Raw genomic sequence first — 15598 nt, 5'->3', positions numbered from 1 at the left:
CATTCACGCCCCTGAATTTGATCAGGGGAATGATTCTTAGTCTTCGTCGTCGTGCATTTCAGCCCATGTTTGAGCACAGCGAACAGCACGTTTCCAACCTTTGTAACGACGGTTACGTTTCGCTTCATCGTGATGTGGTTCAAAGCTACGATCTAGCTCAGCTTTGTCTGCTAGTTCATCAACACCATCCCAGAAACCAACTGCTAAACCTGCAAGGTAAGCTGCACCAAGTGCCGTTACTTCCGTTACTTTAGGACGACGAACTTGCGTATCAAGTACATCCGCTTGGAACTGCATCAAGAAGTTATTCGCAACTGCACCGCCATCAACGCGAAGTGCAGATAGCTTGATTCCAGAATCCGCTTGCATCGCATCGAGTACGTCACGAGTTTGGTAAGCAATACCTTCCAATGTCGCACGAATGATATGGTTAGAGTTAACACCACGAGTTAGGCCTACAATCGTACCGCGAGCATAAGCATCCCAGTATGGTGCACCTAAACCAGTAAATGCTGGTACTACATAAACGCCGTTTGAAGAGTCAACTTTAGTTGCAAAGTACTCAGAGTCTTTTGCATCCGCTAGTAGTTTCATTTCGTCACGTAGCCATTGGATAGAAGCACCACCCATGAATACTGCGCCTTCAAGTGCATACGCAGGTTCGCCATTTGGACCACAAGCGATGGTCGTCAGCAAGCCATTCTTAGACGTTACTTTTTCTTGGCCAGTATTCATTAACAAGAAGCAACCAGTACCGTAAGTGTTTTTCGCTTGGCCAGCTTCTACACACATTTGACCGTAAAGCGCTGCTTGTTGGTCGCCTGCAATACCAGCGATTGGAATACGTGTACCGCCTTTACCACCAATGTTTGTCTGGCCGTAAACTTCTGAAGAGCGTTTCACTTCAGGAAGCATTGATGAAGGAATGCCAAGTTCTTTCAGCATCTTCTCATCCCAGCACATGTCGTTGATGTTGAACATCATAGTACGAGATGCGTTAGTGAAATCAGTAACGTGAACACGACCTTGAGTCATCTTCCATACTAACCAAGTATCAATGGTACCAAATAGAAGTTTGCCAGCTTCAGCGTCTTCACGAGCGCCTTCAACGTTATCTAGAATCCATTTAACTTTCGTACCTGAGAAGTATGGGTCTAGCACTAAACCTGTGTTTTCACGAATGTACTCTTCTAGACCGCGCTCTTTTAGCTCTTCACAAATTGAAGCCGTACGGCGACACTGCCATACAATTGCGTTGTAAACCGGTTTACCTGTTTCTTTGTTCCAAACTACCGTTGTTTCACGTTGGTTGGTAATACCGATACCTGCGATTTCATCACTACGGATGCCTGACTTCGCTAATACTTCAACCAGCGTTGAAGATTGAGTCGCGTAAATCTCTAGTGGATCATGTTCTACCCAACCTGCTTGCGGATAGATTTGAGTAAATTCACGTTGTGACACACTGACGATGTTTGCATCGTGGTCAAGAATTACGGCACGAGAGCTAGTTGTTCCTTGGTCTAAGGCAACGATGTACTTCTGCTCAGTCATAGTGGTGTCCTTTTGTTTCTGTCATTATAATTTTAGTCGATTACTAACGCCTCAGTGACGACTTATCGAGGCGTTACTTCTACTTAAAAACGTTTGTTAAATTGAAATAGAGGCTTAAGCGTTTGCTTGCTTAACTTCTTGTTCTTCTTCACATTGATTTGGGATTGTGCAGCCTTGGCCTTCTACTGGTAGGTAAGCAGCAATCGCTTTTGGATATAACCAGCCACCAAAACATGCACCAGCGATTGGAGCTAACACAGGTACGATGAAGTAAGGGATGTCTCGTGCACCTGTTAAAGCGTGTTCCCAACCTGCAAAGTAAGCGAACAGTTTAGGGCCGAAGTCACGCGCTGGGTTCATTGCAAAGCCAGTTAGAGGACCTAAAGAGCCACCGATGACTGCAATCAGAATACCGATAAGAAGTGGGTTCATAGCACCACGAGATGCACCGTTGTTTTCATCACCTAACGCAAGAATGGCAAACATCAATACTGCCGTAATTACGAATTCCACAGCAAAAGCGCCAAAGAAAGAAAGTGAAGCATGTGGGTAAGTAGAGAAAATACCAGCGGTTGCTAACGCCTCTTCGCTGCTGCGAGCAAAGTTATGTGCAATTTCGTAGTCGACAAAAAGGTTGCTGTATAAACTGTAAACTAACGCTGCCGAACAAAACGCACCTGCAAGTTGAGCCACAATGTATGGCAATACTTTCGCTTTATCGAAGCCATGGAATGCCGCTAACGCGATAGTAACCGCCGGGTTAATATGAGCGCCAGACACACCAGCAGTACAGTAAATCGCGATGGTAACACCTAGGCCCCATACAATACTGATTTCCCATTGCCCGAATTGAGCACCTGCCAATACCAACGCAGCTACACAGCCAACACCGAAAAATATAAGCAGTCCTGTTCCTATAAACTCAGCTATACACTCGCCCAGAAGAGTGTGTTGTTTCTTATTTGTCATCGTAGGGTCCTTGATCGTTATTGTAATATCCAAATGACTTCAAGAATTGGGGGATTCAGAAGTTCTTTTGATAAACGTACACCTCAGTGCACGGTGACCATTCTGCATATTCCGTTAACAACGAAAACCCACACGAAACAAAAATGAGCGTTCGAACACACTTTTGTAACAGATGTGAATATAAATTGTTAAATCACGCACTGTTTAGCGATATCGACTGACTTCTCACATATTTTCAAATCGTTCAAATACCAAACAAACTCATCAGACCAGAATTACAAACCCTTTAAATATATAGCCTACGAGCTCACAAAGCATCATAAAAACACACCTTAATCCAGGCTATTTACGAGCCAATTTCAGCCGAAAACACCAGTCAAACGTGACATTTACCCACTCAATTATTCGAGTCACTATACATTTTTAAAATCTTCGACTAGCAACAAAACCGAACACTTACGCTCAAACGAACATTTCAACCATGATCTTTAACAAAAGTGAACATATTGTGACTAAACACTCCCTGCCACCTACCTCTAAGTGGTTATAAAAAATGCCCTACTCGATAGCTGTACCGCAAAATTCACCCAAAACCTGAGCGTGCCTTCTCTATTTGTCGTCTAAATGTCCCGATTGAATTTTGTTCAACTACAATTTGAATAGTTAAAGTATGAACGTGGGGAACTCAATGAAGCAGGCTTCTAGAGCTAAGCTCAAACGCTCTATTCAATTTCAATTAGCATTAGCTTGCGGTGCGATTGTGCTTTTACTCATCACATATGTTGTCATCAATAACAACTTCAAGACTCAAGAAGCCAAGCTCATCAGCCTCTACAACGAAGTCCAGTCGTCATCTCAACATATGCTTTATGTTCGTAGAGCCGAAAAAGATTTCATCTCTAGGGTCGATCCCAAATACATTGATTTAGTAGAAGAAAGAATTGGCGCATTAGCGTCGAGTACAAAGCTAATCAACACCCATATGAAGGAATCTGGTCTACCGATCATCTATTCACCAGAAAAAATCCAACTTGCCATAGACGGTTACTCATCAACTTTCAATGAGTTAACTCAACTCGTTATTTTGATCAACGGTACCGATAAACGAGGACAGCTTGAAAAGTTCAATCGCGCTAGATTTGAATTGATCAAAAACGTCTCACTCACCCAAGACAAACAGCTGATCGCGTTACTGCTCAACAGCCAACATTCAATATCGCGTTTTTTGCGTTCGTTTTCGCAGGCTGAATTGAGCTACGTCGACAGCGAACTTACTCAGTTAACAGATTACGTGAACTTAGAAGGTTCCGAGTTCCAAAACCGAATACAACAATACCGTGACAGTTTTTACCAACTGCAAAGCAACTACCAGCGCCTTGGCTACAACCATAATTTGGGTGTCCATGGAGAGCTGAGAAAAGTCATTCATGTGGTGGAAAAGGAACTCTCATTGCTTCACCACGAAGTACCCAAACTGATACAAAAACACCTAGACGAGATTGAGCGTCAACTTAGTATTGCTCTAACGGTATTCAGCCTAGCGCTGGTTTCAATATTGGCTTACTTGTCTTTTTCAATTATCAAATTAGAACGAAACCTTAAACATTCGCGCTCACAGGCCTTGTCAGCTAACAAAGCAAAAAGCACCTTCCTTGCTAATATGTCTCATGAGATAAGAACTCCGTTAAACGGGATTATTGGTATGTCTGACATCCTTGCAGACACTTCGCTCAACCCTCACCAGAGGGAATACTTAGCGACCATCGAAACCTCGTCTAAAACCTTACTTCTATTGATCAATGATGTGCTGGACTTATCTAAGATTGAAGCGGGACATATTGAAATAACCCCTCACCAAACCAACATTCGACAAGTCGTGACCGACACTATCGCAATATGTTTGGCGAAAGCCGAAGCGAAAGGGTTAGAGATAAATACTGACGTCGCCGCAAACGTTCCTGCTAGCGTCAGTTTGGATGAGCACAGATTAAGCCAAATATTGCTGAACCTCACCGCGAATGCGATTAAGTTTACTTCTGAAGGTGACATTAAATTGAAAGTTGAAGTTGTCGATTCCGCCGAACCTGCCGATTCCAACAATCAAGATAATCAAACGTTCATTAAGTTTTCAGTCATAGATACCGGCATAGGAATAGATGAGAGTAAGCAAGCTCACATCTTTTCGCCTTTCACTCAAGAGCACGAACACATCACACGCCAATTTGGTGGTACAGGGCTTGGCCTAAGCATTAGCAGTAAGCTCGTGTGCCTAATGAACAGCGAACTTAAAGTCACATCGACCAAAGGAGAAGGCAGCCACTTTTACTTCGTATTGCCCACTTCGGTATGCGCAAAATCCTTCACGCCAAGTCCTATTTTGAGTAAGTCCAATATCTCATTAATAACCAATAACATTGATGTACGTAACCTGCTGCTTGATGAAATGACCGTTTATGGGCTTTATAACCGCGAAGCAATAACCGACGTTCAAACCATCAACAAAGCGGATATCCTCATTTATCATCATCAAAACGATGACCAGACTCGACAAGACCTAACCACAGTTGAATCTCGTTACCCTAGCCTACCAATTGTGGTGCTACACGATATGTTCAGTCATTTCGATGATATTCCGAATTCTGTCAAAGGCATCATCAAACTACCAATTCTCGGCCAGCGATTTACCTCTACTCTTGAAAATGCGTTAACCAGTGTTGAAGTGCCAATTAACCAAAGTTCGCAATCACCAACAGCCTCCCCATCTAGTGGTTATAAAGCGCAAGTTTTGGTGGTGGAAGATAATTCAGTAAACCTCAAAGTTGCAACCATGACTCTTGAAAGACTAGGTTTCAATTATGATATTGCGAACAATGGGTTAGAGGCAGTGAACAAAATCAAGGCAGGTGAGCGTTTTGAGCTGATTCTAATGGACTGCATGATGCCTATTATGGACGGCTTTACTGCGACGATGGAGATTCGCGCTTTAGAAACAAGTACCGATTTGCCCCGAACCACGATTGTTGCTCTCACTGCTAGCGTGCTTGATCAAGACATTAAACAATGTGCTGAAGCTGGTATGGATGAGTATTTATCTAAGCCGATCCACCGCGAAAGTTTTAGCCAAATGATGAATAAGTACCTACGCCCCGATTGACGCTTACACAATGCCAAAGGTACATCGGCTAAGATTTGTGTTCCAACTCCCTCTCACACTTAATATAAAGTTGGTGGATTCCCCCGATTTTCCACCACTCTTTCCACTTGTGATTCCCACTTTCTAATCAGCTGATTAAACTCCTTTGAATTCAGATATTGGTAGGAAGGGTCATCTAGATTGAATTCTGGCATATAAGTCCCAAGTACGCCTTTGTCTAAGATCCCATCTGCGATAACGTTCCTTTCCCTGAGTATGAGAACAGGTAGCCCAATTTGAAACGCCATCGCGGGTTCTATATGGCTATAGGGGCTCGTAAACCATTGCTTATCAATATTGAATTCAGACTCAGACCCAGGCTTTCCTTTTCCGCGTTCAATGTAATAGCGCCGAAACGCCACTGTAATCAAGCCATTAGATTCAGACATCAACCGCCGAATCGACTTAAGCGGAGCGTCCATATCGTAATCCGTCACGCCTAATGTTCGCGGTGTGTAACCTCTGTCCATTAGGTATTCAGACAATGTTTCTATGAATTCAATTTGGTTTTGTTTGTACGCGTTAGGATAGCTAAGAAAAACTGATGTACCCATAAATGTCCTCCTCTAGTAAATCGCATGTTCAATATGCGCTTGAGAACATTAATGCCAAAGTATCGAATGGTTATAGCTAAGATGCTTTAGATAGGAGAACTGGAATGACACTGGTGAGAGTGTACGAATACGAAAGTACGCCGCTTTTCCAAATTGATAAGAAAAAGCAGCGGTTAGATTACATTGAGCTTATTTGACTGACTAACTAACGAATAGCCAAATACCCACGCCAATCATTAGAGTACCTGCGATACGGTTCATCACTTTTACATTATCTGCTTGCCCTAGCATTCGCTTAAGCCCTTTCCCGCCCGTCGCGTAAAGCGTCATACACACAAACTCAGACACAAGAATAATAGAAACCAGAATAAGCAGCTGAGGCGCCAATGCGGCATTGCTATTAATAAACGGCGGCAAAAGCGAGATCATAAATGCCCAACCTTTAGGGTTAGCAATAGCAGTAACAAAGCCTTGTACCACTAGATCCCAATCTTTACCCGCTTGTACCTGCTGTGTTTCAGCACTAATGGCAAGCTTGCCTTTCGAACACCACATCTGGATACCTAGGTAGCCCAGATACGCGGCACCGACGAATTTAAACGCAGTAAATAACCATGGGTAATTGAGCATTACAGACGCTAAGCCAAGCACCGCCGCAACCGACACCACAGCCACACCGACAAGTTCACCTGCCATCATCCACAATGTGCGCTTGTAGCCAATGCTCATTCCTAGGCTCAGTGCTAGTGTCATGCACATTCCCGGAGTGATCGAGACAAAGAAAAATGTTGGAATAAAAGCCCAGAGAAGTGCGCTGTCCATATCGGCCTCTTGTGAGATAAGAAAAGAGCCACATAAAGTGGCTCTTTATTACAAAATAGTATGTTAGCCGCTAATTATTTACGACGATTCTTAATGCGGTTCATCATTGCTAGGCGACGCTCAGCAGATGCTTGATCCGGCTTTTCCTCATTAGGGTTATTTTTACGGCCCTGACGATTCTTATACGCTGACTTAGTGTTCAGCTTTTCAATGTAAGCATCACGCTTCTTAGGCTCATAACCCGGCTGTTCGATACGACGAATACGTTGCTGGATTAACGTCTCAACTTGAACCACGGTAAGCTCTTCTTCACGGTTTACAAACGAAACCGCATGACCTTGTTTACCTGCACGGCCAGTACGACCAATACGGTGAACATAATCTTCTGCCAAGAAAGGCATATCGTAGTTGATTACATGAGGCAAGTCTTCGATATCCAAGCCACGCGCTGCAACATCCGTTGCGACCATTACTCGCGCTTTACCTTCTTTAAAATCGTCTAGCGCACGGCGGCGAGCACTTTGTGCTTTATCACCGTGACACAATACTGCTTTAATGCCATCGAGTTTCAATTCTTTAACGATTTCGTTTGCGGTTTCTTTGTAGTTCACAAAAACCAGTACTTGTTTCCAGTTTTTACGGCCAATCAACTCTGATAGAAGCTCAGTTTTACGCTCCTGATCAACTGGATAAACCACGTGACCAACCGTCGCTGCCGTGCTGTTCTCACGCTCTACGCTAATTCGCTTAGGCTTGCGTAGAATATCAACCGACAACTGGTTTAGTTGAGTTGACGTTGTTGCAGAAAACATCATGATTTGCGGAGAAGTCTCAACGTCCAACATGATTTTACGCACAGCATTAATGAAACCCATATCCAAGATACGGTCTGCTTCATCAAACACTAAAAATTCCAAGTTTGAAATAGAAACGTTACCAGCTTCCAAATGCTCTTCTAGACGACCAGGAGTTGCCACAAGAATGTCGACACCTAAATCAAGTTGGCGTACTTGAGAAGACATTTTGTTACCGCCATACACCGCCGCCACGCTCAAAGACGTGTACTTCACGTAATCTTTGATGTTTTGTGCAATTTGAGCGGCGAGCTCACGTGTTGGAGCAAGAATAAGGCCACGAGCAGTACCGCGCGATGCTGATTTGTTGCTATCAAGAAGGTGCTGAATAACAGGCAAAGAGAACGCCGCCGTTTTACCAGTGCCTGTTTGAGCAGTGGCAAAAATATCATGCCCTTTACGAGCCATTGGGATCGCTTTTTGTTGAATTGGCGTGAGTTTCTCATAGCCACATTCAGTAAGAGCTTTTACAAGTTCTGGGGCAAAACCTTGAGAGGAGAATGACATTGTTACGGGTTCCTTAAGCAGACAGCCTATATTTCTTTACTTTAGCCGAGCACTATAAATGAATTAGAGTGATTTATCTCACATTTATCGTGATATAACGCAAATTTTCTCACATAACTCAACGGGAAACGACGAATTCGCTAGCCTCCCGCCAAACCTAGGCCTATACCGCTGTGAGAACCTACTTTTATAGACCACTAAATAGGCATTAACTAAGTTACCAGCCAATAAAAAGCCCACCAAAGGTTGGTGGGCTATTCGGAGTTCTTTCAGCAATTGTTTACTGTTCGCCTTCTTCAACGACTACAGATGTTTTTTTCTTAGAGCAGTGGAAGAAATTCATGCTATCTGGTAAGCAAACTAACGAATCAGGAGTACCTGCACCAATGACACCAATGTACTGATGCTTATTCCCCGTGAAGTTTCGACGTTCAGCAGCAACCGGTTCATACAGCTCATACTCACCTGTTACGCCAATCTTTTGATATAAACCAACACCCGCTTTCGCTAGGATTAAAGGTCGATCAATGCTTTCTTCTAACTTAATCGTCTTGTTCGATTGTACGTGAACCTGAGTCGAACACGCAGACAGAAGAATTGAAGCAACGGCAGTGAATAATATCTTTTTCATGGTATTAACATCTGTAGTTAAATTAGCGGAAATTCATGCACCACATGAATCATAATGCCGCCATTATACAGTACAAAACACCGAAAAAGTTAGTCTACATCAATTACAGAACAATATTCCAAAGATAATTATCATACGTTTAAATTTTCTAAAGCCACATAGAGTTTCGAGCTTTCAGTAAGATTTTATCAAATCCCCTTCATCATTCATTTCTATCGTCAAATCAACACTCGTGTTGGTTTTAACTGCATTGCACCTATAGATATTTAGCTCTTAACAACGTAATCAAAGTAATACTCACAGTTAACATTCATTACACCCGTGAGCATATCTCTCCCATGGTCTAAGTAGCCATTCAATTTCATATCTTGCCAATTTATGCGCGTGACACGTTGTCCTTTTTCAATAGCATGCTTTTGAGCAATAGTATTGAGAATGTTTGTGCACCCCCTGAACCCACTAGCCGAACTTCTCCAAACTTGAAACTCTGAATATTCAGCTCGTACGTGAACACCTATGCCGTAATCATCAATAGAATATTCATCAACCATAACTCCTTTCGGGTTATATTGCTTTGGCTCACCGATATGATTAATGCCCAACGAGCAACCCGAAAGAAAAACTATTGTTATTGAGGCTAATAGTGATTGTTTTAACATGCTTAGTGAATTCATCTCTGTAGAAATAGGGCAGAACTTCTGATCGAACCGCCTCCAATAATGTCGGGGCAGTATCAAGAACGAGTAAAAAGCTGTCTAGCGATGAATAGGACAAATAAGAGTATTTTACATTATTGATGCGTAACCAATTGAAATAAAGAAATTTACTTAAGGTCTAAATATTTTTATATGCCAGTAAAATTTATATTTCCTATACCAAATGAGCACCATATCTTAGTTGAAATAACTTTATTGCAGATAAGTCTAAGAGTTTGGGATTGAATTGATAAATAACCCAAAAAGCGATGATACATACCCCATCGCTTATTCGAATGAAAGTAAATACTACCTAGAAGACATACTGAATGTGTCTATCTATGTCTGTTCTATACCACATAGCTTAAGTAATATCGTTTCGAGATCACTCCACGGCATTAACTCCGAATCTATCACTTCTAAACGCGATTCAAAGCCTTCCAAGCCAATTTCATTCACAGAGACAACTTGATTCGCCACATTGAAGGCGTAACAACCTTGCGTGGTGTTCACTACCGCTTTTACGCGCTCTGCCGTTAAAGCGGATAACATCGAAAACAGCTCGTCGAAATCGAACTTGTACTCCGCGCCAAACAGCCAGCCACAGCTAAAGTAGCCCTGCCCTTTGTTTTCTTTGCGGATAAAGGCTTCGCCTGGCGGTAGCTCAAATTGTGGTTCTTGTTCCGCATGTTCGTGATGGTGAGCTTCAATTCCAAAAGACGCTCCGCCATAGACACGTTCAATATCTAGCACTTCTAAAGGAATATCCCCGTGGTGCACCAACTTACTAAACACTTTCGGCGGCGACTGATTAGTGACCCAATCATTAAATACATCGATGTCTTCAGAGTGCACCAGGTCAACCTTAGTACCGATAACAACATCTGCACTGTCTAACTGATCGTTAAAGTTTTGGTTTGATGTGTATTTTTCATCACTCAGATTACGCGGGTCAACTAACCCTAACGTCGCTTTCAAATCGACATACGGCTTATATTGCTCAGAAGTCAGTGTCGCAATTACTTGTTTTGGATGCCCTAGCCCAGTCGGCTCGATCAGCAAACGATCTGGCTTTTGTCTAAGCAACGCGTTTATACCCACTGACATAGGAACGCCTGCGGTGCAGCACATACAGCCGCCCGGCACTTCTTTGATCATCGCCCCTTGATCTGTCATCAATGCACCATCAATGCCAATCTCACCAAACTCATTCACTAATACCGCCCAGTTCTCTTCCTGTGGCTTGTTTTTCAGTAAATTTAATATCGAGGTCGTTTTACCGACTCCAAGAAAACCTGTGATGATATTTGTTGGGACTTTTTGGATCATAGATGCACTCCTTTTTTAACGAGTATATACATAATATCTGGGCTTTCGCCAGAGCTCTGCGTACAGCAAGTAAATGAAAATAGGAAAGTTTACAGAGGAAAGTGACAATCGAATATTTTATCGACAAAAGTTAGAAAGCAGAAAGACAAAAGGCGTACCGATAAAAGTACGCCTCACCCTCGTTACTCAATCGTGAGTTCGCGAATCAGGAAGTCTATTGGTGCGACCTGAACAATTTACGAGGAACTAGAACTGGTATTTTGAATCCATCCAAATTGTGTGTAAAACCTCATTCTCCTTGCGGCTCGTTATGTTGCTTTACAATTTAACTATGGTTCAAATCTGTGAAAAAACAAGCTGGCCCTTATAGAAGAGTCGAAATTGTGACCTATATTCCATAGTTTATTCTTTGGGCAGTTCATGTGTTTCAATTTTGAAAATCTAAGTTGCGAAATTGTCACTTTGGTTAAAAATCGCACATGTGTACAATCCATTCCAAGCTTCCTTGAAGCACGTGGAAATCCGCATCACAGTTTTCTTGTCTGTTGGCCTGTAACCCGAATCTTACCTTTACTTCACATACGAGTATTTGTAGCATCCGTAGCGAAATCAGCTCAGACAGGTATCAGTTAGAGCTTTCAATCTAAATGGAGTAATTTTTTGAACTGGAAACGTCTCATCAGGGTGCAAAACGTTCCGCCTTCTCAGGCTTCGTTAGCATTAGGTGTCATTGGTCTTGGCCATGCTTGGGCACTGTATATTCCCGGATTAGGTGATTCTGTTCGTCCATTTCTAGCCGCCATTGGCGCGATCTTACTATTGCCCGTTCTACTCAAGTATTTTACGAGCTATCGCACTTTCATTAATGATATTCGCCATCCACTCAGTGGTAGTTTAATGGCGCCGATGAGCATGGCGCTATTGGTACTATCCGATTATCTGGCTGCCATTTCTCCAACATTTGCTTATCCGATATGGTTTGCCGCGCTTCTCTTACATTTTACGATGATGGTGCTATTTTTTAGCTTCCAGATCATGAATTTCAAAATGTCGAATATTGTGCCGAGCTGGTTCTTATATCCGGTTGGCTTAATCAGCAGCTCGCTAGCTGGTTCTCAGTTTGGGCTGACCGTGTTTTCAGAGACTCTCGCATCCATCTGTATCGGTATTTACTTCTTTATGTTACCGCTGGTGCTTTACCGTTTAGTCTTTGAAGGCAACCTTCCACGTAGAGCTCGACCAACGCTTGCAATCATGGCTGCGCCAGTAAACCTTTCTTTAGCCGCATACCTCGTTAACTTTAAAGAGCCGGATCCAATACTCACAGGTGCATTGGCAGGCATTGCTATCACTATGACGCTCATGATCTACTTGTGTTACATACGTTTAATGCGCCTCAAGTTTCAACCTTCAATTGCAGCGGTTACCTTCCCTTCCGTCATCAGCGCAATTGCGATGCATCGCTTAACCGACTTTTTCGAAGCTGAGCACCCTCAATGGTTTTGGCTGCATAACTTTGGCTTCTTTGAATTAACCATCGCGACTATTTTGGTCATTTGGGTGTCAGGGGGTTACATTAAAATGTACTGGCCGGAATTCTTTACTCCTGCAAAGATCGTTAGCCGTGTCAGGCGCTAAAGTTGGCACGTAGTCACCTAACTAAATTGCTATAAAAAAGCCCCATCAACTTGATGGGGCTTTTTTATCAGTAGTGGAATCAATCTTTAGGACGAAGAATGATCATTGCGCCTTTATGGTCGCTATCATTATTCAAAATCGGGCTCACCTGAACCTCTACTAAATATGTTTTGTCTGGCTCACTCAGCTTTCTTATTAATACTTGACCGCTGTATTCACTCGAAGTCTCCAAAGCACGGTACAGCCAGTTAGACACACTCGGTGCGTTCTCATCGACACTCACTAAAAGTAACTCAAAATCTTGGTTGTAAACCTGTCGGGAGTCGATTTTAAGCCACTCGGCGGCTGCAGGGTTGCAATAGTCCACTCTGCCTTGGCTATCGACGGTAAAAATAAAATCACTGATTGAATAGAGTAATAGTTGGCTAAACTGATGCTGCTGATAAAGGTTGTTGTATATATCGCTGAATTTATTGCTGAGAATACCAATTTCGCCGTGCTGAGCATGAGGAAACGGCTTAAGATCTTCGGCTAGCTGAGAACCATCCACCTGATTTAGCCACTCAATCAGATGTTTGATCGGCTTAGTCACGGTTGCCCTCAGAATGAACACCAATCCGACAGTAAGCAATACCAGCATAATGACTTCAGGAATGAGCCAACGCCACACACTGTGATAGTGATTTTCAGTGCGCTCAACTTCAAGCTCAATCAACAAAGGGAGTGGCAGTTCATCTGATAAAAACAGCCGATAAACGCCCGTTAAGGTATTACCTGAATAGACAATTTCTGACTTATCGACTCGCCACTTACCGGTAAAGCGAATTAATTCGACCGCATCTGGCTGAGCCATATTGACGATATTCATCGATTCACCCAAGTCTTTACTAATCGATTCCTGTATGCGCTGGTTTAGCTCTCGCACCAAGGTAATACGACCGTTAGTTGGCGCTTCACCGGAATTATCAGTAATCGGATGAGAAACGTAGACCAATATCCGGCCTTGTAAAAAGATTGCACCGCGATAGGTTTCACTGGCTTGATAAGCATTCATGTTTTTGAATAGAGACCATAACGCGGAATCCGTTGAGTAGTCGTAAACACTTAACTTATAGGCCGCTTCGCCATCTAATTGATGCAGAATAACCCCACTTAACCCGACAGATTCAAGTGAATCCATATCCATCGAAGATTGTTCAAATTCTCTGGTCGGGGCATTCATGTAATGATAAGTATCATCCCACTCGCCATAATCTGTTGCTAGAACGGCAACGTCATCAATTTTCGATTTGAGTAAGTTCAAGGCGATTTGCAGATACTTTTCAACTTGTACCGTTTCGTTGTACTTACGTTCTTCGCTCCCAACAATCACAGAAACGGTTGTCATTACACCAAAAGTCAGTGTCATCGCCATTAAAAAGATAATAATAAGACGCTTTTCTATCGAATGGTGCCATTTCATTGCGCTGTCTTTATTCAAAGTAGGAATCCAATTAATCATAGTCGGTAATTCGAGCGTGAGCAGTATATTCTGAACTCATATTGAATAACATACCATATAACACAAATTACAAAAAAGGCCTTGCCGAAGCAAAGCCTTAGTCAATTAAAGGGCCTAGATTACAATGATGAGTGAGGGCCAAATACCTCGTAATGAACACGATCTCTTGAAACCTTCATTTCATCCAGTTGATCGACAACGTGCTTCATAAAGCCTACTGGGCCACAGATATAAAAGTCACTTTCTTCGAGATCATGATGCTCAGAAATCGCACTTAAGTTCATCAGCCCCTTAGATTCACTGCCTTGCTCTTCGGTTGGTGCGTTGTACCATGTTTTTACAAACCAGCCATTCGCCTCGGAAATACTATTCACTGTCTCAGAGAAAGAGTGTTGTTGCTCATTCTCACACGCATGCAAGTAAGACACTTGCTCTGATTTTCCTTGCTGATTCAAGAACTCAAGCATCGACTGCATTGGCGTTACACCAACACCAGCAGAAATCAACGTTACTGGCTTATTACGCTCTTTATAGAAGAAGTCTCCAGCAGGCGCATAAAGTGCAACTTCAGCCCCTACTTTTACATGATCATGTAGGAAGTTAGACACCAAGCCGTGGTGGTCCGTATTCACACCTTCACGCTTCACTGAAATACGGTAATTACGACCATTTGGCGCTTGAGACAACGAGTACTGACGGATCTCTTTGTAGTTACTACCGTGAGGTGTCACTTCAATACCAATGTATTGGCCTGGAATATAATCCAATACCGCTTCGCCATCCGCAGGTTCGAAAACAAAACTCGTCACTAACTCAGATTCTTTCGTTTTTTCGACTAACTTGAAGGTACGAGCATCTTGCCAGCCGCCAATCGCTTGCTTGCGTTGCAGGTATAATTCCGCTTCACGATCAATAAATACTTTGGCTAAGAATAGATATGCCGCTGTCCACGCTTCTTCCACTTCTTGTGTAAACGCATCTGGAGCAAGCTCGCGTAGCGTTTCGATCAAGTGATGACCAACGATTTGATAATGCTCAGGCTGGATATTAAAGCTGGTATGTTTATGGGCAATGCGTTCAACCGCAGCGGTCAACGCCGATAGGTTTTCAATGTTTTTCGCGTAAGCGGCAATCGCTTCAAACAACGCGACACTTTGACGACCCGTTTTTTGGTGAGTCATGTTGAAGATATCTTTCAACTCTGGGTTATGTTGAAACATTCTCTGATAAAAGTGAACCGTTAGCGCTGGGCCTGCACTTTCAAGTAGTGGAATTGTCGATTTGATGATGTCGATATGTTGATTGTTAAGCATGTATAACTCCAAACACTAGTGGCTTAATTTGACTTTTG

12 protein-coding genes are annotated in these 15598 nt (G+C 42.8%); 2 read left to right on the top strand and 10 right to left on the bottom strand.

From position 1 onward, the window contains the following. Nucleotides 1-36 precede the first annotated feature (36 nt). Entirely contained in the window at nucleotides 37-1554 is a 1518-nt protein-coding gene (gene glpK / locus ELZ11_RS10190; protein WP_137357299.1) for a glycerol kinase GlpK, read from the bottom strand. A 114-nt stretch (nucleotides 1555-1668) separates the two neighbouring features. Next, complete coding sequence (locus ELZ11_RS10185; RefSeq protein ID WP_137357298.1) at nucleotides 1669-2523, bottom strand: MIP/aquaporin family protein; 855 nt, start codon at nucleotides 2521-2523, stop codon at nucleotides 1669-1671. Between the two features lie 688 nt (nucleotides 2524-3211). Here ELZ11_RS10185 and ELZ11_RS10180 point away from each other — a divergent pair. Continuing rightward, nucleotides 3212-5677 carry an ATP-binding protein gene (locus ELZ11_RS10180; protein ID WP_167494659.1) on the top strand — a complete coding sequence of 822 codons (2466 nt, stop codon included), beginning with the start codon at nucleotides 3212-3214 and terminating at the stop codon, nucleotides 5675-5677. 59 nt (nucleotides 5678-5736) lie between these two features. Here the strand turns inward: ELZ11_RS10180 and ELZ11_RS10175 are convergent, their stop codons facing one another. The 6 genes from ELZ11_RS10175 to ELZ11_RS10150 form a co-directional block, all read right to left on the bottom strand. Then, entirely contained in the window at nucleotides 5737-6270 is a 534-nt protein-coding gene (locus tag ELZ11_RS10175) for a hypothetical protein (RefSeq protein WP_137357296.1), read from the bottom strand. A gap of 201 nt (nucleotides 6271-6471) precedes the next feature. After that, nucleotides 6472-7092, bottom strand: coding sequence for a LysE family translocator (locus tag ELZ11_RS10170; protein ID WP_137357295.1), 621 nt, complete (start codon nucleotides 7090-7092; stop codon nucleotides 6472-6474). A 74-nt stretch (nucleotides 7093-7166) separates the two neighbouring features. Continuing rightward, nucleotides 7167-8453, bottom strand: coding sequence for a DEAD/DEAH box helicase (locus ELZ11_RS10165; RefSeq protein WP_137357294.1), 1287 nt, complete (start codon nucleotides 8451-8453; stop codon nucleotides 7167-7169). Nucleotides 8454-8733: 280 nt separating this feature from the next. Beyond that, a complete protein-coding gene (locus ELZ11_RS10160; protein ID WP_137357293.1) occupies nucleotides 8734-9084 on the bottom strand; it encodes a lipoprotein in 351 nt (116 codons plus the stop codon). A gap of 266 nt (nucleotides 9085-9350) precedes the next feature. After that, nucleotides 9351-9743, bottom strand: coding sequence for a hypothetical protein (locus ELZ11_RS10155; RefSeq protein WP_137357292.1), 393 nt, complete (start codon nucleotides 9741-9743; stop codon nucleotides 9351-9353). Nucleotides 9744-10118: 375 nt separating this feature from the next. Continuing rightward, nucleotides 10119-11108, bottom strand: coding sequence for a CobW family GTP-binding protein (locus tag ELZ11_RS10150; RefSeq protein WP_137357291.1), 990 nt, complete (start codon nucleotides 11106-11108; stop codon nucleotides 10119-10121). Nucleotides 11109-11768: 660 nt separating this feature from the next. Here ELZ11_RS10150 and ELZ11_RS10145 point away from each other — a divergent pair. Continuing rightward, a complete protein-coding gene (locus tag ELZ11_RS10145) occupies nucleotides 11769-12746 on the top strand; it encodes a TDT family transporter (protein ID WP_137357290.1) in 978 nt (325 codons plus the stop codon). Nucleotides 12747-12825: 79 nt separating this feature from the next. On the opposite strand, the gene ELZ11_RS10140 is transcribed toward ELZ11_RS10145, so the two are convergent. Beyond that, nucleotides 12826-14247 carry a CHASE4 domain-containing protein gene (locus ELZ11_RS10140; protein ID WP_137357289.1) on the bottom strand — a complete coding sequence of 474 codons (1422 nt, stop codon included), beginning with the start codon at nucleotides 14245-14247 and terminating at the stop codon, nucleotides 12826-12828. A 119-nt stretch (nucleotides 14248-14366) separates the two neighbouring features. Beyond that, a complete protein-coding gene (hmpA, locus tag ELZ11_RS10135; RefSeq protein ID WP_137357288.1) occupies nucleotides 14367-15560 on the bottom strand; it encodes an NO-inducible flavohemoprotein in 1194 nt (397 codons plus the stop codon). Nucleotides 15561-15598 lie beyond the last annotated feature (38 nt).

It is taken from the genome of Vibrio profundi, assembly GCF_005281835.1.
In the GTDB taxonomy this organism is placed as follows: Bacteria; Pseudomonadota; Gammaproteobacteria; order Enterobacterales; family Vibrionaceae; genus Vibrio; species Vibrio profundi.
Note: the sequence above shows the minus strand (reverse complement) of the source record. Positions and strands in the feature narration are given on the sequence as shown.